The organism is Rhizobium sp. 768_B6_N1_8 (assembly GCF_051811225.1).
In the GTDB taxonomy this organism is placed as follows: Bacteria; Pseudomonadota; Alphaproteobacteria; order Rhizobiales; family Rhizobiaceae; genus Rhizobium.
On the sequence record NZ_JBPWPV010000002.1, the window covers coordinates 1,075,171 to 1,092,323 of the forward strand.

The window sequence follows — 17,153 nt, forward strand, 5'->3', positions numbered from 1 at the left end:
AGCATCATGAGCAAGGATTATAAGGACAATCTGCCCATTTCCGCCGAAGGTTTCATGGACGAGTTCATGCGCCTGAAGCGCGGTTCCGTCAGCCGCCGCCACTTCCTCGGCATTACCGGCCTCGGTCTTGCGACCGCCGTCCTGTCTCGCTTCCCGGGCGCGCTATCGACGCCCGCCTATGCAGCAGAAGATCTCGGCACGCAGATGTCGATCGCCACATGGCCGAATTACCACGACCCGGCGACATTCGAAAACTTCAAGGCGGCAACCGGCGTTGCGGTCGAGGTCAACGTCTTCGGTTCGAACGAGGAAATGCTCGCCAAGCTGCAGGCCGGTGCCTCCGGCTGGTCGCTCTTCGTGCCGACCAACTACACGATCTCGACCCATCACAAGCTCGGCCTGATCGAAGAACTCGACCTTTCGAAGATCCCGAACTTCAGCCAGGCAAGTGAAAGCCCGCGCTTCACCAAGGAAGGGCAGATCGACGGCAAGACCTATGCCGTGCCGAAGAACTGGGGCACGACCGGCTTCTCCGTCAATACGTCTAAGATCAAGACCAAGCTTTCGAGCTGGAAGGACTTTTTCGAGGTCGCCCAAACGGAAGCCGACGGCCGTGCCATGGTGCATGACTATCAGTTGACGACGATCGGCAGCGCGCTTGTTTCGCTCGGCTATGACTTCAATTCGATCAAGGCTGACGAGCTTGCCAAGGCGGAAGAACTGCTGATCAAGGTCAAGCCGCATCTCTTCGCCATCAATTCCGACTATCAGCCGTCGATGCGTTCGACCGATGCATGGCTGACCATGTGCTGGACCAATGACGGCGCGCAGCTCAACCGCGACATGCCGGAGCTTGCCTACATCCTCGGCACCGACGGCGGCGAAATCTGGACCGACTATTACGCAATCCCCAAGGATGCGCCGAACAAGGCTGCCGGCTACGCGCTGCTCAACTATCTGATGGACCCACAGAATGCGGCGAAGGAGCACATTGCCAACGGTGCGCCGACCACCGACAGCCGCATCATTGCGCTGCTGCCGAAGGAAGTTACGTCCAACAAGATCGTCTATCCGGACGAAGCAGCATTGACCCCGCTGGAATTCGGCGCCGCCGTCACGCTCACCGATCCGGGTCGTGCTGAACTGATGGCGCGCTTCAAGTCGGCCTGACACCATCTCTGAACGCCGGTCTTCCGCGGCTTACTGCGGGAGACCGGTTCAGCTCTCATATCCGGCGGATGAAGACTTAAGCCATGTCCCTGCCCCACTCCACCAAATGGCGCCTGATTACCGTCGCCCTTGTCGGCCCGGCCAGTATCTGGCTGTTCGTCTTCCTGGTGCTGCCCTTCATCGCCATCATCGTCTTTGCCTTTGGCGAGCGAGCGCCGGAAGGTGGTTATCAGCCAGCCTTCACCTTCGAGCAGTTCGCCAATCTCGGCGCGCGGTCGGCAGCCTTCGTCAATACGCTGATCCTGGCGCCGATCGGGGCGGCTGCCTGCCTCGTCGTTGCCTACCCAGTCGCCTACTACCTCGCGGTCAAGGCAAGCCCGCAGCGCCGGCTGCTGCTCGTCTCGCTTGTCGTCGTTCCCTTCTGGACCAGCCTGCTGGTGCGCACCTATGCCTGGATGTATCTGCTCGGCGCACGTGGCATTCCGCATCTGCTTGAATTCGTCGGCATCGAAAATGTCAGGCTGATCAATACACCCGGCGCTGTGCTGCTCGGCATCGTCTACGGATACCTGCCGCTGATGATCATGCCGATCTATGTCAGCCTCGAGAAGCTGGACCGCCGGCTGCTCGAAGCTTCGGCCGACCTTGGTGCAAAGCCTATCTCGACCTTCTTCGGTATTACCCTGCCCCTGTCGCTTCCGGGCGTGATGACCGGCGTCGCGCTGGTCACCATCCTGCTGCTCGGCGAATATCTGATCCCGCAGCTTCTCGGCGGCGGCAAGGTGTTCTTCATCGGCAATGCGCTCGTCGATCTCTTCCTGCAATCACGCAACTGGCCGTTCGGCTCGGCGATAGCCGTCACGCTCGTCGCCGTCGTCGTCATCGTACTGCTCGTCGCCATGCGCATCGCTTGGCGTGTCGCCGGTACGCGGCAGGTGGATCTCATCTGATGCGCGCGCTCGTCACCTTCGTCTATCTGTTCCTCTACACGCCGATCGCGCTCGTCGTGCTCTTCTCCTTCAATGCGGGCCGCAATGCCAGCGAGTTCACCGGCTTCTCGACGCAATGGTATGGTCGGGCTCTGTCCAATACCTTCCTGATGGAGGCGTTGCGCAACAGCCTGATCATCGCCGTCACCAGTGCGGCACTGGCGGCGATCTTCGGCACTATGGCCGCGATCGGCATGGAACGGCTCGGCACCAGGACCCGGGCGATCTTCGACGGGCTCTTTGCAGCCGCGATCGTGGTACCGGGTGTCGTCATCGGCATTGCAACGCTGGTTGCCCTCGTCGAAGTCTTCGGCTTCATCAATCCTGTTATCGCCGCCCTCTGGCCAGGCGACCAGCCGCCGAAGCTGGCACTCGGCTACGGCTCGATCATCGCTGCACATGGGCTCTTCACCATGGCGCTGGTGACGATGATCGTGAAGGCGCGTATTGCGAGCCTCGGGCGCGACATCGTCGAGGCCTCCAGCGATCTCTACGCCACACCCTTCACGACCTTTCGGCAGATCGTGCTGCCGCAGATCATGCCGTCGATCCTGGCGGGGTTTCTGCTCGCCTTCACCTTTTCCTTCGACGATTTCATCATCGCCTTCTTCGTGGCGGGCTCCAACACGACGCTGCCGATTTACGTCTTCGCCTCCATTCGCCGCGGCGTGACGCCGGAAATTAATGCAGTCGCGACGATGGTGCTGATCGCTTCGCTTGCCCTCATTTTCATCGCGCGCTTCCTGATGCGCGAAAAGACAACGACAAACTGACCGGGGAAATGCCATGATACTGAGAGATCGCGTTGCAATCGTCACGGGCGCAGGTTCGGGCATCGGACGGGCCGGCGCACAGATCATGGCGCGCGAAGGCGCCTATGTCGTCGTTGCCGACATCAATTTCGCAAATGCCGAAGAAACCGTCGCTCTGATTGTCGAGGCAGGCGGTGGCGCCGAGAGCATGATGGTCGATGTCACCGACGACCAGGCGCTTGAAACCGGCATTGCCGCTGTTGCTGCACGTCACGGCCGGATCGACATTCTGCACAATCACGCGGGCGCGCAGGTGGCCGGCGATCTGGAACAGGTTGCCATCGAAGGTTTCGACAAGTCCTGGAGCCTGAACGTGCGGGCGCATTTCATGGCCGCGCGTTTCGTCATGCCGATCATGAAAAAGGCAGGCAAAGGCGTAATCCTCAATACGTCCTCATCGTCAGGCGTGCTCTACGACCGCGAAATGATCGCCTATACGACGACCAAACATGCTGTCATCGCCATGACCCGGCAGATGGCGGGCGACTATGCGAAGTTCGGCATTCGCGTGAATGCACTCTGCCCCGGATGGGTCGACACGCCATTCAACGAACCGTTCATCGCGCAGATGGGCGGGCGCGGCGCCATTGAAGGCTACATCGCCGAGAAGGTGCCGCTCGGCCGCTGGGCGGATGTTTCGGAGATAGCCGAACCGATCCTGTTCCTGGTCTCGGACCGCTCGTCCTACATGACGGGGCAAATCCTCGTCGTCGATGGCGGCGAGACGGTCGTTTAGGCTGACTGGAAAGTCAGTTGCACCTTGCAGGCCAGCGAACGGTCGCCGGCAATTTCAAAGGCTGAAACGGCGTCTTCGAGCGGCATTCTGTGGCTGATGATTGGCCGCACATCGATCTTCCGGCGGGAAATCAGGTCGACGGCGGTTGCGAACTCCTCATGGAAACGCTGCGTTCCGTGGATGTGCAGTTCCTTGCCGACAATGGCGTTGAGAGGCACCGGAACGTCGCCGGTGACGCCGACCTGGACGATGGCGCCGCGCGGCCGGACCGCCGCAATCGCGCTATGGATGGCCGGCGCGGCGGCAGAACATTCGAACACGAGATCGAAACAGCCTTTTCCTGCCTGGAATTCGGCAAATGACTCTGCATCCCGCGCCACGTTGATCGTGCGGCTGGCGCCCATGGCTTTCGCCCGCGCGAGCGCTGCGTCGGCGAGATCCGTGACCACGATTTCGCCGGCGTAATAATGGCTGATAACAGCGACCATCAGGGAGCCAATCGGTCCGGCACCTGTCACCAGGACTTTCTTGCCGGCAATGCCGGGGGCGCGCGATGCGGCGTGCAGGCAGACGGACAGCGGCTCGCTGCAGGCCGCTTCCGCAGGCGTTATCGAGGCTCCAACCTCAACGCATTGTTTGGCCGGCACCACCAGCCATTCCCGAAACATGCCCTGCTCATGCGGCAGGCGCATCGCACTGCCCATGAAGCGCATTTCCAGGCAGTGGATCGGCAAGCCGATACGGCAATATTCGCAAGCACCGCAGGGCTGGCTCGGATTGACGGCGACCAGCATTCCGGCCTTCAGGGTGACGCCCTCACCTGCCTGCTCCACGGTTCCAGCGGCCTCGTGCCCGGGTATCATTGGCTCGCGAACCCTGACCGGTCCGAAACCACCGTCCTGGTAATAATGCAGGTCGGAGCCGCAGATGCCTGCGGCTGCCATCTTCAAAAGCACTTCGCCCGGACCGGGGGCTGCGACCGGATCAGTCTCGATCCTGAGATCGCCCTTTGCATAAAGCCGTGCCAGACGGGTGTGCATCACATTCTCCTATTTCAGAAGCCCAAGCTGCTGTGGCAGCCACAGGGATATCGAGGGGACGAAGGTGATCAAAATCAAGGCGATGAAGAGCGGCGCAAGCCAGGGCAAGATCGCCATCGTCGTGCGTTCGACGGACAATTTCGCCACCCGCGACAACACGAAGAGTACCATGCCTAGCGGAGGGTGAAGCAGGCCGATCATCAGGTTCAGGGTCATGATAAGGCCAAACTGTACCGGATCGATGCCGAATTTCGCGACGATCGGCAGAAGGATCGGTACGAGGATGGTAATGGCGGCGATTGTGTCCAGAAAGCAGCCGACGAAGAGCATCAGCAGGTTCACAAGGATCAGGAACACCCACTTATTGTCGGTGATCGACAGGATCGCGTCGGACAGAAGCTGGGCAGCCTGGCTCACCGTCAGCAGCCATGCGAAGACCGAAGCGGCAGTGACGATGAAGAGAACGGATGCCGTCGTTTCAATCGTGTCGAAGCTCGCCTTGGCGAGTGTCGAGAACGTCATCGTGCGATAGCGCACGAGGCCGAGGAACAGCGACCAGAGCACAGCGGCGACGGCCGCTTCCGTCGGCGTGAACCAGCCCATGGTCATGCCGCCGATCAAGATGACAGGAGTCATGAGCGCCATGACGGCGGAAAAGCGGAAATACCAGTCGAGCGCCAGAAGCACGACGAGGGCAATGCCCGCCGCGGCATTCATCGATACGCCTGATCGCATCATCACGTAGATCGACAGGGGCACCAGCAGGACAACGACGATCTCGAGACCTGCGGAAAGGAGTTGCTTGACGTCGAAGGGCGCATCGGAACCCCAGCGCTTCACGTAGGCGAAGGCTGCGACTGTGATCATCATCAGCAGCGTCATGACGATGCCCGGCAGAATGCCCGCCATGAAAAGAGCGCCGATCGAAACATTCGCCATCATGCCGTAGATCACGAAAGGCAAGGATGGCGGGAAGATCGGACCGAGCGTGGCAGACGCCGCCGTTACCCCGACCGCGGCCTCGACGGGGTAGCCGTGATCCTTCATCGCCTTGATCTCGATCGTGCCGATGCCGGCCGCATCGGCAAGCGCAGTGCCCGACATGCCCGAGAATATGACGGAACCGATGATGTTGACCTGTGCGAGACCACCTTTCATCCAGCCGACGAGCGCGACGGCGAAGGAATAGATGCGGCCGGTGACACCCGCCGAATTCATCAGGTTGCCAGCAAGGATGAAGAAGGGAACAGCGAGAAGCGGGAAACTTTCGACACCCGCGATCATGCGCTGGGCGACGATGATATCGGGCGCAACGCCGTAGAGGACGATATAGAGAACGGAGGCGACGGCCATCGAGATCGCGACGGGCACGCCGATCAGCATCAGCACCAGAAATGAGCCAAGCAAGAGCAGCATCAGGTCATCCTTCGACAGCGTGGAATTCTTCGGGGCGCTCCAGAACGGAGTAGCCGCGGCGCATATTGGCGATGAAGACGATCACCGCACGGATCAGCATCAGCACGAAGGCTGCAAGCACGCTGTAGAAGACGATGTTGCGCGGCAAGTCGACGGTGACCATCTGCTCGTCGGCGACGATCTGCACGTAGCGCCACATCAGATAGCAGCCATAAGCGAAGAAACCGATGCGGACGATATCCACGAAGGTTGCGAGAACGCGCGCAAGACCTGCCGGCATGTAATGATAGAAGACGTCCACCTGGATATGGCGCGACGTGCGTACGCACATGACGGCGCCGAGAAAGACGACGCCGATCAGGCAGTTGACGGCGATTTCTTCGGTCCAGGCATAGCTGTTGTTCAGCACATAGCGGGTGAAGAACTGCAGGAAGACGCAACCGGCCATCAACCAGAAAACGAGCAGCGTGATCCAGTCTTCGATGGCGTAGTCCGAGATATTGGCGGTGGGCGCATGCCCCTCGAATTCGTGGCCGATCTCCTCGGCAGTGACTTGCGTATGAACTTCTTGTGACATGATCGGCCTTGTTCCGGTGGGGAAGAAGGGCGCGCGGCGCTCAGGCGGCGCGCCCTCGGGCTGTTACTGGATCGCGCGGATCGCTTCCCAATCGGCCTTTTCGTAGCCGAAGTCCTCGAACTTGACCTTTTCCGCGACCGTCTTCTCGAAATCGGCCTTGTCGACTTCGGTGACGCTCAAGCCCTTCTCCTTGAAGGTGGCGATCAGGCTGTTTTCCTTGCCCTCGATGGTCTTGGTCGTGCGCACGGCAGCTTCCTGCATGACCTCGCCGAAGATCTTCTTGTCTTCGTCCGAAAGGTTCGACCAGAGCGTCTTCGAGATCACCGTATTCAAGTGATCGACGATGTGGCCGGTCAGAATGATGTTCTTCTGGACTTCGTAGAACTTCTTGGCCTCGATCGTCGTCAGCGGGTTTTCCTGGGCCTCGACCGTGCCGTTCTGCAAGGCGAGATAGACCTCGGCAAAGGCGATCGGCGTCGTGTTGGCGCCGCAGGCGCGCGGCATGGCGAGGTAGGCCGGAACATCAGGTACGCGGATCTTCAGGCCCTGCATGTCGGCGCATTTGGCGATCGGCTTGTTGGCCGTCGTATGGCGCGTCCCGTAATAGCTGACGGCGGCGATATGGTTGCCGGTCTTGTCCTCATAACCCTTGGCCAGGCGCTTGAAGACGTCGCTCTTGGTGTAGGCGATCAGGTGTTCGGGGCTGCGGAAGATATAGGGGAAATAGGTCACGCCGATCGGCTTATAGTCGCGGGCGGCAAAGCTCGATCCGGAAATGATGATGTCGACCGTTCCGAGCTTGAGACCCTGGTTGATATCGGCTTCCTTACCGAGCTGCGAAGCCGGATAGACCTCGATCTTGTAGCGGCCGTTGGTGCGCTTGTTGATCTCTTCCGCGGCCCAGAGGGAATCCGTGTGGAAAGGTTCCGATGTCTCGTAGACATGGGCCCATTTCAGCACCGTCTGGGCATGTGCGATCGCCGTTGTCGCCATGATTGCCGCGGCAGTGCAGAGTATCGTCGTCAGTTTCAACTTCATCGCTCTCTCCTCCTGAGATCTCGTTAAGTGGCTGCTTTTCCCTTGTTCGGCCCGGCCGTGCGGCCGCGCCCCTGCTCGCCCGAAACCTCCTCCCCGAAGCTTTCGGAAAATCTCTTCTGTGAATTCGTGAGATGCGTGTGCATGGCCGCCTTCGCCCCTGCCGTATCGCCGGCGGCGATCGCGTCGCGGATGGCCCGGTGCTCTTCGAGCGCTGTACGCCACGACATCGGTCCTTCGAAATGGCTGGCTAGCTTTTCGAAATACGGCGTCATGCGCATGTCGAACATCTCGCCGGTAACGCGGAGCAAGGTCGCATTGCCGACGATTGCGGCGATGCCGGTATGAAAGGCGCGGTCGGCGACAAGCACGGCGCGCGCATCCTCCACCACGCCGCTCATCGCTCTCAGCGCCTCGTCGAGGACGGCAATGTCCTCAGGGCGGGCGCTTTTTGCCGCCTCCTCTGATATGGCGCATTCGATGATGGCGCGGGCTTGCAGCAGCTCGAAAGGCCCCTCCACTGGCTCGCGCTCGCTGCCGGTCGTTTCGCCGGCATGTTTGCGCGTGACATAAATGCCGGAGCCCATGCGGATATTGATGTATCCCTCGACTTCCAGCACGATCAGCGCTTCGCGCAGCGTGGGGCGCGAAACCGAAAGTTGCTCCGCAAGCTCGCGCTCGGCAGGCAGCCTCTGGCCGACGGCGAGTTCGCCTCGGATAATCATCATACGAATCTGGTCCGCCACCTGCCTGTAGAGGCGGCGTGATTCAACTGCCGAAAACATTATGGCCTCCCCGGCACGCTTCTCCTCAAGCGCACAACTGGTCAACTGGCCTGACCAATTGATCCGAAGCTATCATCGGGGAAGTTGTGCGTCAATCCGACGCATGCACTCAGACCGGGCTGGCCAGTTGATAAGTGGATGCAAGGGTCCTAAGGGCCTCGACCGTCGCCGGATCCAGCGTCACGCCATGTCTTTCCCGCTCGGCGGCGACAGCCCATTCCCGATCGCCCGGCGCCGTCACCCTGAAGCCTTCACGCGGCGGAGATGCCCTCAAGGTTTCGACGTAGCGTTTCATGGCAGCATCAAAGATCTCGATATCGAGGAAGGCTGCAGGGTTCAGCGCGATGACGAAGGCACCCAGCCCGCGCGGTGTCGAAAAATCCGGCCCGGACATCGGAGCGATATCGAAACTCAGCTTCATGCCTGTGAGCACAGCACTCAAGATCTCGGGAATGCCTGCAAGCCCTGCGCCCTTGAAGCCGAATTCGCCGCCGAGCGGCGCCAGCATTTCGGCCACATCGGGATCGGCCGTGTCATACCCCCGTTCATCGGAGGCGACTCCTTCGGGCAGTTGGCGGCCGAGGCTGCGATAGAGCAGCACGCGGTTATAGGGCACGGCGCTCGTCGCCATGTCGAAGAGCCACGGGTTATCTCCCGTGACCGGCACAGCGCAGGCGATCGGATTGGTGCCATGAAAGCGCATGGCGCCGTCGTGCAGACGCACGAAGCTATCGGAATTGCAGAAAGCAAAGCCGATGAAGCCGCGTTGGGCGGCATCGAACGCATAGGCACCTGCCGGTCCGAAATGCGAGGAATTGCGGATCGCAACCGCACCGATCCCGAATTCCCCGGCAAGACGCGTCGCATGCTCCATGGCCGTATAGGTCGCGAGCGCACCATGGCCATTATCCGCATCGAGCGAAGCGACGGCGCCGAAAGTGTTTACCAGCGCGAGATGCGGGCGCGGATTGAGGCGCCCTTCGGTCAACCCTTTCACATAATGAGGGAGGAGGCGCACACCGTGGCTGTCGATGCCATAGCGCGTAGCATGCAGCATTCCCCGCGTCGCTGCATCCGCAGTCTGTTGGTCGGCACCGGCCGCGATAAAGACCTCTCGGCAGAAATCCTCGATCGTTGCCAGGGACGCCAGGGCGCCAGCGGTTTTTTTTGCTGTCAGTCGTCATCGGCCTCAATCCGTTAGAGTGGATCGTCTGCAAACTCTAGCGCGCTGGCGAGAAGATTCGATAGCCGCACCGCGCCTGAACCTGCACTTCTTTCAAACCCCTGTCCGACTTGTGCAAACGTCACGGCTTGCCGAGCGACAGGCGGAACTGCCGGGGTGTCGTGCCGGTTCGCTGCTTGAAGATGTCGTAAAATCGGCTACTGGAGCCGAAGCCGCAGTCGAGGGCAATCTCCAGGATCGAGTCCTCGGTCTCAGCCAGCCGCTGCATTGCTCTCGCGAGACGATAACGTGTCAGATATTCCATTACGGAAATGCCGAGCACATCGCGAAACGCCCGATTGGCAGTGGTTGGATGCACGTTAACGCGCTTTCCAAGATCCGCCAGGCTTAGCGGCTCGGGAAAATGCCGGTTGATCAGGTCGGTCAGCACCTCTGAATGGCGGATGGCGGGGCTTACCGGCGTCGCGGCCGCTGCAACGGACGAGCCTCGATCATCGGCGTGATCAAGGATGAGCCGGCGCACCCTGAGCTTAGCCTCGTCCGCGATCAACTGGCGCCGGACGGGATCGCTGCTGCCCCATTCCTCGACCCAGGCAGAGACGGTGAGCGGCGTCGTCTCGCGGCGGCGGGGCTCGACCACGAAGGCGCCCTGCATGATTGCCTGTCTCGCCTTCTTGTCGATGGAGAGCGCGAGAAAGTCGACGAGCGGAAGGTAGATGCAGATAAGCGGCGCCTCCGGCGTCACCAGGATCGTCTGGTGGGGAATGGCCGCCCAGAAGAGGACAAGACGCCCGGCCTCGACCCGTTCCTGCCGACCATTGAAGAGATAGGTCATGGCACCATCGAGAAGCAGGTTGATCTCGACATGGTCGTGCCAATGCGCAGCGCTCATGGCATCTGCCGTGTGGCGCTCGATCAGGAAGCTCCGCGGCGACCCCGCCCACTCGCCGCTCCTGTTGAAATGATCGTCTTTCATGCGTCCAACGCTTCAATCCGGGAATACTCCCTTCAATAGCAGGAAGAAATTCTGATTTGGAAGAGGCACCACTATGGCAACCTTGATTTGTGGGAGACCGAAATGCCGAAGATTTGCCTCGTGGGTGCGGGCAGCACCGTTTTTGCGCAGAACATTCTGGGGGATGTGCTGTCCACACCCTCGGGCAGCGATTATGTGATCAGCCTGTTTGATATCGACCCCGAACGGTTGAAGACATCGGAGATCGTTGCGCGGCGCATCTGCGAGGCGCTCAATCTGCAGAGGGTAAGGGTAGAGGCAACCCTCGATCGTCGCGAGGCGCTGCGCGGATCGGATTTCGTTATCCTGATGATGCAGGTCGGCGGCTACAAGCCTGCGACTGTGACGGATTTCGACGTGCCGAAGCGGTACGGCCTGCGGCAGACCATTGCCGATACGCTCGGCATCGGCGGGATCTTCCGCGGACTTCGCACCATTCCGGTGCTGGAAGCGATCTGCCGCGATATGGAAGAGGTCTGCCCCGACGCGCTGCTGATGCAATATGTGAACCCGATGGCGATCAACTGCTGGGCGATCAAGGAGCTGGCGCCCAGTATCCGCACGGTTGGCCTTTGCCATAGCGTGCAGCATACCGCCGCCCATCTCACCTCCTGCCTCGACGAAGACATTGCCGACATCAACTACATCTCGGCTGGCATCAACCACGTCGCCTTCTTCCTGAAATACGAGAAGCTGCATGCCGATGGCCGGCGCGAGGATCTTTACCCCCGCCTGAAGGCTCTCGCCGGCGAGGGACACGTGCCGCCCGACGATCGGGTGCGCTTCGATGTGCTGAAGCGGCTCGGTCATTTCGTGACGGAATCCAGCGAACATTTCTCCGAATATACGTCCTGGTACATCAAGGACCGCCGTCCGGAGCTCATCGACAAGCTCAATATCCCGCTGGACGAGTATATCAGCCGCTGCGAGCGGCAGATTTCAGAATGGCATGCGCTGCGCCGGGATCTCGAAGGCGACAAGCCGATCGAAGTCTGCCGCAGCAACGAATATGCCGCGGGCATCATTCACGCCGCAGTCACCGGCAATCCGGCGCTGATCTATGGGAATGTTCCCAATAACGGCCTGATCGAGAATCTTCCGGCCGAGTGCATCGTGGAAGTGCCCTGCCATGTGGACAGGAACGGCATCCAGCCAACCCGCATCGGCAGGATCCCCTCGCAGCTCGCCGCTGTGATGAAGCTCAGCATCTCGGTTCAGGAACTGACCGTTGAAGCAGCATTGACGGGAAAACGCGACCGCATCTATCAGGCAGCCCTGCTCGATCCGCATACATCGGCAGAACTGTCGCCGGACGAGATCTGGGGCCTGGTCGACGACCTGATCGAGGCACACGGCGAACTCCTGCCCAGATATAGCTGAGATCGGCCACAGGCCTTATTCGCTCACCAAACAACAGCCAAGAGGCACGTCGTCATCAGAGACGGCGTGCCTTTCTTTTTGATCCTGCACCACCAGATCGGCCGGCATGAAAAAGATCATAAACGATCAGAATCTTGATTGACATTGATCGTACTGAGTGGGAACTTTGATGCAAAGAAGCACAATTGCATCAGGGGACGATCTGTGAACCAGACTGGCGGCGTGAAGACTGATCGGCTCGATGCCATCCGCAGCCATCTCTATGCGAATGGCTTTTCCACCATTCAGGACCTGGCCGATGCTGTCGGCGCCTCCTTGGCAACTGTGCGGCGCGACCTGCAAATTCTCGAACAGGATGGCGCGATCGACCGTGTGCATGGCGGCGCTCGCATCGCCGAGGGTTCCTCGGTCGAAATGGCCTTTCAGGAGCGCGAAAAGCGACAGCTCTCGGCCAAGCGTGCGATCGCCAATGCGGCCTATGAACTGCTTCTGCCCCGCACAGCGATCTTCCTCGATGCCGGCACGACGGTTCTTCAGCTTGCCCGGCTCATCCGCATCAATCCGATGCCGCTGCGCATCTTCACCAACGGCCTGATCGTCGCTCAGGAATTTCTCAACATTCCGAACCTCGAGGTCGTGCTTCTCGGTGGCCAGCTGCGCAGCGAAAACGCCTCGCTTGTCGGCCCGCAGGCCGAGGCGATGCTCGAAACGATCTGGTTCGATCAGCTGTTTCTCGGAGCAAGCGCCATCAGCCCCGACGGCGCGATCTACAGCGTGGACAGTGCCGAAGCCAGCCTGAACCGGCGCATGCTCACCCGCTCTGCCAACGGCTATGTGCTCGCCGATTCCTCGAAATTCGGGACGATGGCAACCTACAAGGTCGCGCCCCTGAACGCCGCAAAGCTCATCACCGACAAGGGTCTGACACCCCAATGGCGCGCCGAACTCACCAACTTCGGTATTGACGCGATCTATGCCGAGCTCGGAGCAAAAGAATGAGTAACGAACTGATCCTCGGCATCGATGGCGGCGGCAGCAAGGTGCTCGTCACACTGGCCGACAGAGGCGGCCGAATTCTGCGCACTGCGCTCGGCGGTGGTGTCAATCCGATGGACAATCCGGACTGGCGACAGGAGCTGGAGCGGCATATCGAACCGTTCCGCAATGAGCCGGGACTGGCCGCCGTCGGCGCTGCCCTGCCTGCTTATGGCGAAGTCGCTCACCTCTCTGCGCTTCAGAAACAATGCATTGATGACGCCTTTCCGGATATCCGCAGGATCGTGCTCAATGACGTCGATGCAGCCCATCTCGGTGCCTTTGCCGGGCATCCGGGCATCCTCATCCTGTCGGGGACCGGCTCCATGTCCTGGGCGCGCAACGGCGCGGGCGCCTCCGCACGCGCCGGCGGTTGGGGCGATGTGATCGGCGACGAGGGCAGCAGCTACTGGATCGGTCGCGCAGCCCTGCATCTCATCAGCCAGAGCCTCGATGGACGTGCCAAGCCGACGGCGATGGCGCGAGCCATTTACGATCATCTCCAGCTGGATATTGCAGACCCGATGAACGCGCTCGGCGGCTGGATCAACGGGCTCGCAAAGCCCCGTGCGGGTATCGCCGCGCTCTCCATCCTTGTCGATCGAACCGCTCAGCAAGGTGATGAGACGGCCATTGGCCTGATCGAGACGGCGGCCGAAGAGCTTGCCAAACACCATTGGGCAATCGCCAGCCATTGTGAAAACGGCACGGAGTGGACCTACGCGGGCGGCACCTTCTCCAGCCGTCTTTTGCTTGAAGCCGTCGAACGGCGGATCGGCCGACGGGCGGTTTCACCCGTACTTCCCCCTATTGGCGGCGCGCTTCTGGCCGCCGCCCAACTTCTCGACTGGCCGCTTGACGAGCGCTGGTTCGGGCAAATCGCGGTCGCGGCCGAAACCGTGATCGCGCGATCAAGACAATGACTGTCAACGATAAAGAAGGATGGGAACATGCGTAAATTGATATTGCCTTTGCTTGCCTCCGCCGCCCTTGCGATCGCCCTGCCTGCCGTGGCGGACGACGCCAAACCGCTTGCCGGCCAGTCTATCACGGTGCTGATGCCGTCGCCGCAGGGCGCCACGGTTGCGGCCGATTTTGAAGCCGCGACCGGCATTCATGTCGATCTCCAGACCCTCTCTTGGGACGATATCCGCCCGAAGCTGGTAACGGCGCTCGTCGCCGGCACGGCACCAGCCGATGTCACCGAATTCGACTGGTCATGGACGGGTCAGTTCAGCGCCGCCGGCTGGTACATGCCGCTGAACGACGTGATCGACAAGGATAGTGTCGATGATATTGGCGTCGCCAAGATCTTCACCGTCGACGGTCAGTTGCTCGGCGTACCCTACACGAACGACTTCCGCGTCATGCTCGTCAACAAGAAGCATTTCACGGACGCCGGCATTACCGAAATGCCGAAGACGCTCGACGCGCTGGTCGAGGCCGCAAAGAAGATCAAGGAGAAGGGCATCTCCACCTATCCGATCGGCCTACCGCTCTCGGCGACCGAAGGCGCTTCCACGAGCTGGTATCTGCTGACCAAGGCCTTTGGCGGCGAACTCTTCGACAAGGATTTCAAGCCGCTTTTCCTCACCCCCGATTCAGCCGGCTACAAGGCGCTCGCCTTCGAACTGAAGCTCTTGAAGGACGGCCTGGTCGACCCTGCCTCGACAGGCCTCAAGGACAGCCAGATCAACGAGAGCATGTTCGCCCAGGGGCTGACCAGCATCATGATCTCGGGTGAGCCCGGTCGCCTGGGCCAGATGAACGACCCGAAGCAGTCCAAGGTCGCCGGCCAGGTGGAAGCGATCCTCGTACCGACCGAAAGTGGTCAGACCCGCAGCTTCGGCCTTCCGGAAGCGCTCGCCATTCCGAACGTTTCGCAGAACAAGGAAGCGGCGGTCGCCTTCGTCAAATGGTTCACCAGCAAGGAGTTCCAGAAGAAGAATGCCGCAAACGGCTTCCTGCCGACGCGCACTTCGGCTCTCGCCGAACTTAATACGGAAGGCAAGCTGACAAGCGGCGACGCACTTGTCGAACAGTCCAAGACCGTCGAGCCACTGTTCCAGCAGGGAACGCCGCCGTGGTATCCGCAGTTTTCGAGCGCGGTAAACACGGCGATCAATAGCGCGGCAAAGGACCAGGTCACCGTTGATCAGGCCATGCAGAGCATCGCCGATGCAGCCAAGCAGGCGATGGCGCAATGACAACAGCCACCGCTGAAGGTGTGGCAGCCAAGCGTAGTGTCGGCCTCAACGCCGACACCATGCTCGGACTGCTGCTGGTGCTGCCGATCCTGGTGACGATGGCAGCTCTGGTCTTCTATCCGATGGGACGGACGGTCTGGGACTCGCTGCACCGGGTCAATCCAATGCAGGCCGGAACGCCCTTTGTCGGACTGGAAAATTACACACGCATGCTGTCGGATGGCCAGCTGGCGACGACCTGGACGAATACCCTCATCTACGTCGTTCTCGCCGTCGCTGCCGAAACCATCTTCGGCGTGCTTGCTGCAGCGCTCATCAATCAGATGAGGGTCGGGCGCCAGTGGGTGCTTGCGGCTGTCATTCTGCCCTGGGCGCTCCCCGGTGTCGTCAACTCCGTCATCTGGCTATGGATCTATCAACCCGGCGCCGGCCTGTTGAACGGCATACTCGTCGCACTTGGCCTGCCTTTCGAAAATCATGTCTGGTTCAACGACCGGACGAGCGCGATCATCGCGGTCACCGTCGTGCATGTCTGGCGTATGATGCCGCTGACCATCGTCATCGTGCTTGCGGCTATGCAGAGCATCCCGGCGCATCTCTATGAGGCTGCCCGCATCGACGGCGCGACGCGCGTGCAGATGTTCAGCCTGGTCACGCTTCCGCTCGTGCGCAGCGCAATTGCCGTTGCCATGACGAACGCGACGGTCAATGCCTTCAATCTTTTCGACGAGGCCTGGGTGCTGGCCGGATCGAGCCTCGAAACGCGGCCGATCCTCGTGCAGATCTATCTCGAGACGTTCCAGAACCTTCGCTTCTCCTACGGGATGGCGCTGTCGGTCGTCATTACGCTGGTGTCGCTGCTCGTCTCGCTCGTCTATGTCCTCCGCGTCTATCGCAACACACGGTTCGACTGATGAAACCAACCATTCTCTATCGCCTGATGATTTGGGCCGGTCTTGCGGTGCTGCTGATCTGGTCGCTTGGCCCGATCTACTGGACGATCGCAAGTTCCGTGACGCCGACGGAAGATTTTTCCACGCGGCCGATCCATTTCTTCCCGCAGCATTTCACGCTCGACCATTATTCGCGCCTGCTCGGTATCAACATTGCGCGGATCGGCGGGGTGGAAGTATGGAAGCAGTTCCGTGCAGCACTGCTCAACAGCGTGATCACGTCTGCAGCTGCCACGGCTCTCTGCGTCGCGATCTCGGCACTCGGCGCCTATGCATTCACCCGGATGCGCTTTCCCGGGCGTCAGCTTCTGTTTGGCGCTGTCGTCGCGACGCTGGCCATCCCTGCCTATGCGGTGCTGATCCCGCTCTATCAGATCATGATCAGGATGCATCTGGTCGACACCTATACCGGCGTCTCGCTGATCTATGTCTCGGCCTATCTGCCGCTCTCCCTTTGGCTGTTGCGCAGCGTCTTCGAGCAGCTTCCGATCGCGCTCGAAGAGGCGGCACAGCTTGATGGCGCGGGTCGCCTCTTCATCTTCTTCCACATCGTGCTGCCACTCGCCGGACCCGGTTTGACGGCGGCCGCTATCCTCACCTTCCTGGGGGCGTGGGGTCAGTATCTCGTTCCCCTCATCTTCTCACCGCAGGCGACGAAACCCCTGACGGTTCTCATCCCTGAATTCGTCACCAAGAACTTCATCGACTACGGGCTGATCACGGCCAGCGGATCGATTGCGATCGTCATCCCTGCCCTCGTCGTCATCTTTCTCAACCGGTACCTCGTCAGCGGTCTGCTGGCTGGTTCGGTCAAATAATC

At 60.6% G+C, this 17,153-nt stretch carries 17 protein-coding genes; 10 read left to right on the forward strand and 7 right to left on the reverse strand.

The genetic code is table 11. The features are described 5' to 3' along the window. The first annotated feature begins 6 nt into the window (after positions 1 to 6). The 4 genes from AB8B33_RS29305 (at position 7) to AB8B33_RS29320 (ending at position 3,707) form a co-directional block, all read left to right on the forward strand. The gene (locus AB8B33_RS29305) at positions 7 to 1,170 is read left to right on the forward strand and encodes a polyamine ABC transporter substrate-binding protein (RefSeq protein WP_439018049.1); all 1,164 of its coding nucleotides are present in this window, start codon (positions 7 to 9) and stop codon (positions 1,168 to 1,170) included. An 83-nt stretch (positions 1,171 to 1,253) separates the two neighbouring features. Continuing rightward, positions 1,254 to 2,120 carry an ABC transporter permease gene (locus AB8B33_RS29310; protein WP_439018050.1) on the forward strand — a complete coding sequence of 289 codons (867 nt, stop codon included), beginning with the start codon at positions 1,254 to 1,256 and terminating at the stop codon, positions 2,118 to 2,120. After that, the gene (locus tag AB8B33_RS29315; protein WP_439018051.1) at positions 2,120 to 2,932 is read left to right on the forward strand and encodes an ABC transporter permease; all 813 of its coding nucleotides are present in this window, start codon (positions 2,120 to 2,122) and stop codon (positions 2,930 to 2,932) included. The genes AB8B33_RS29310 and AB8B33_RS29315 overlap by 1 nt, the downstream gene beginning before the upstream one ends. A gap of 13 nt (positions 2,933 to 2,945) precedes the next feature. Continuing rightward, a complete protein-coding gene (locus AB8B33_RS29320) occupies positions 2,946 to 3,707 on the forward strand; it encodes an SDR family NAD(P)-dependent oxidoreductase (protein WP_439018052.1) in 762 nt (253 codons plus the stop codon). On the opposite strand, the gene AB8B33_RS29325 is transcribed toward AB8B33_RS29320, so the two are convergent. The 7 genes from AB8B33_RS29325 to AB8B33_RS29355 all read right to left on the reverse strand — a co-directional run bounded on the left by AB8B33_RS29325 (position 3,704) and on the right by AB8B33_RS29355 (position 10,719). Beyond that, on the reverse strand, positions 3,704 to 4,747 hold the full coding sequence (locus tag AB8B33_RS29325; protein ID WP_439018053.1) for an L-idonate 5-dehydrogenase: 1,044 nt from the start codon (positions 4,745 to 4,747) through the stop codon (positions 3,704 to 3,706). The two genes, AB8B33_RS29320 and AB8B33_RS29325, sit on opposite strands and share 4 nt — an antisense overlap. Before the next feature lie 9 nt (positions 4,748 to 4,756). Then, complete coding sequence (locus AB8B33_RS29330) at positions 4,757 to 6,163, reverse strand: TRAP transporter large permease (protein WP_439018054.1); 1,407 nt, start codon at positions 6,161 to 6,163, stop codon at positions 4,757 to 4,759. Positions 6,164 to 6,167: 4 nt separating this feature from the next. Beyond that, positions 6,168 to 6,740, reverse strand: coding sequence for a TRAP transporter small permease (locus AB8B33_RS29335; protein ID WP_113184449.1), 573 nt, complete (start codon positions 6,738 to 6,740; stop codon positions 6,168 to 6,170). A 63-nt stretch (positions 6,741 to 6,803) separates the two neighbouring features. Then, positions 6,804 to 7,778, reverse strand: a complete 975-nt coding sequence (locus AB8B33_RS29340) for a sialic acid TRAP transporter substrate-binding protein SiaP (RefSeq protein WP_439018055.1) — start codon at positions 7,776 to 7,778, stop codon at positions 6,804 to 6,806. 23 nt (positions 7,779 to 7,801) lie between these two features. Next, positions 7,802 to 8,560, reverse strand: a complete 759-nt coding sequence (locus AB8B33_RS29345; RefSeq protein WP_439018056.1) for a FadR/GntR family transcriptional regulator — start codon at positions 8,558 to 8,560, stop codon at positions 7,802 to 7,804. A 109-nt stretch (positions 8,561 to 8,669) separates the two neighbouring features. Beyond that, on the reverse strand, positions 8,670 to 9,737 hold the full coding sequence (locus tag AB8B33_RS29350; protein ID WP_439018884.1) for an Ldh family oxidoreductase: 1,068 nt from the start codon (positions 9,735 to 9,737) through the stop codon (positions 8,670 to 8,672). 127 nt (positions 9,738 to 9,864) lie between these two features. Continuing rightward, positions 9,865 to 10,719, reverse strand: a complete 855-nt coding sequence (locus tag AB8B33_RS29355) for a helix-turn-helix domain-containing protein (RefSeq protein WP_439018057.1) — start codon at positions 10,717 to 10,719, stop codon at positions 9,865 to 9,867. 102 nt (positions 10,720 to 10,821) lie between these two features. Here AB8B33_RS29355 and AB8B33_RS29360 point away from each other — a divergent pair, with 102 nt between their 5' ends. From AB8B33_RS29360 to AB8B33_RS29385, 6 genes are all read left to right on the forward strand, one after another. Beyond that, on the forward strand, positions 10,822 to 12,138 hold the full coding sequence (locus AB8B33_RS29360) for an alpha-glucosidase/alpha-galactosidase (protein ID WP_439018058.1): 1,317 nt from the start codon (positions 10,822 to 10,824) through the stop codon (positions 12,136 to 12,138). Between the two features lie 204 nt (positions 12,139 to 12,342). Continuing rightward, positions 12,343 to 13,137 carry a DeoR/GlpR family DNA-binding transcription regulator gene (locus AB8B33_RS29365; RefSeq protein ID WP_439018059.1) on the forward strand — a complete coding sequence of 265 codons (795 nt, stop codon included), beginning with the start codon at positions 12,343 to 12,345 and terminating at the stop codon, positions 13,135 to 13,137. Then, positions 13,134 to 14,096, forward strand: a complete 963-nt coding sequence (locus AB8B33_RS29370) for an N-acetylglucosamine kinase (RefSeq protein WP_439018060.1) — start codon at positions 13,134 to 13,136, stop codon at positions 14,094 to 14,096. The genes AB8B33_RS29365 and AB8B33_RS29370 overlap by 4 nt, the downstream gene beginning before the upstream one ends. A 27-nt stretch (positions 14,097 to 14,123) precedes the next feature. Beyond that, positions 14,124 to 15,380 carry an ABC transporter substrate-binding protein gene (locus AB8B33_RS29375; protein WP_439018061.1) on the forward strand — a complete coding sequence of 419 codons (1,257 nt, stop codon included), beginning with the start codon at positions 14,124 to 14,126 and terminating at the stop codon, positions 15,378 to 15,380. After that, positions 15,377 to 16,294 carry a carbohydrate ABC transporter permease gene (locus tag AB8B33_RS29380; RefSeq protein WP_113320349.1) on the forward strand — a complete coding sequence of 306 codons (918 nt, stop codon included), beginning with the start codon at positions 15,377 to 15,379 and terminating at the stop codon, positions 16,292 to 16,294. Before AB8B33_RS29375 ends, AB8B33_RS29380 begins: the two co-directional genes overlap by 4 nt. After that, on the forward strand, positions 16,294 to 17,151 hold the full coding sequence (locus tag AB8B33_RS29385) for a carbohydrate ABC transporter permease (protein WP_439018062.1): 858 nt from the start codon (positions 16,294 to 16,296) through the stop codon (positions 17,149 to 17,151). The genes AB8B33_RS29380 and AB8B33_RS29385 overlap by 1 nt, the downstream gene beginning before the upstream one ends. Positions 17,152 to 17,153 lie beyond the last annotated feature (2 nt).

Coding starts and splice junctions, on each gene's coding strand:
- AB8B33_RS29320 (WP_439018052.1), top strand. CDS start 2,946: ATGATACTGAGAGATCGCGTTGCAATCGTCACGGGCGCAGGTTCGGGC.
- AB8B33_RS29380 (WP_113320349.1), top strand. CDS start 15,377: ATGACAACAGCCACCGCTGAAGGTGTGGCAGCCAAGCGTAGTGTCGGC.
- AB8B33_RS29305 (WP_439018049.1), top strand. CDS start 7: ATGAGCAAGGATTATAAGGACAATCTGCCCATTTCCGCCGAAGGTTTC.
- AB8B33_RS29325 (WP_439018053.1), bottom strand. CDS start 4,747: ATGCACACCCGTCTGGCACGGCTTTATGCAAAGGGCGATCTCAGGATC.
- AB8B33_RS29355 (WP_439018057.1), bottom strand. CDS start 10,719: ATGAAAGACGATCATTTCAACAGGAGCGGCGAGTGGGCGGGGTCGCCG.
- AB8B33_RS29315 (WP_439018051.1), top strand. CDS start 2,120: ATGCGCGCGCTCGTCACCTTCGTCTATCTGTTCCTCTACACGCCGATC.
- AB8B33_RS29345 (WP_439018056.1), bottom strand. CDS start 8,560: ATGTTTTCGGCAGTTGAATCACGCCGCCTCTACAGGCAGGTGGCGGAC.
- AB8B33_RS29330 (WP_439018054.1), bottom strand. CDS start 6,163: ATGCTGCTCTTGCTTGGCTCATTTCTGGTGCTGATGCTGATCGGCGTG.
- AB8B33_RS29340 (WP_439018055.1), bottom strand. CDS start 7,778: ATGAAGTTGAAACTGACGACGATACTCTGCACTGCCGCGGCAATCATG.
- AB8B33_RS29370 (WP_439018060.1), top strand. CDS start 13,134: ATGAGTAACGAACTGATCCTCGGCATCGATGGCGGCGGCAGCAAGGTG.
- AB8B33_RS29375 (WP_439018061.1), top strand. CDS start 14,124: ATGCGTAAATTGATATTGCCTTTGCTTGCCTCCGCCGCCCTTGCGATC.
- AB8B33_RS29360 (WP_439018058.1), top strand. CDS start 10,822: ATGCCGAAGATTTGCCTCGTGGGTGCGGGCAGCACCGTTTTTGCGCAG.
- AB8B33_RS29335 (WP_113184449.1), bottom strand. CDS start 6,740: ATGTCACAAGAAGTTCATACGCAAGTCACTGCCGAGGAGATCGGCCAC.
- AB8B33_RS29310 (WP_439018050.1), top strand. CDS start 1,254: ATGTCCCTGCCCCACTCCACCAAATGGCGCCTGATTACCGTCGCCCTT.
- AB8B33_RS29385 (WP_439018062.1), top strand. CDS start 16,294: ATGAAACCAACCATTCTCTATCGCCTGATGATTTGGGCCGGTCTTGCG.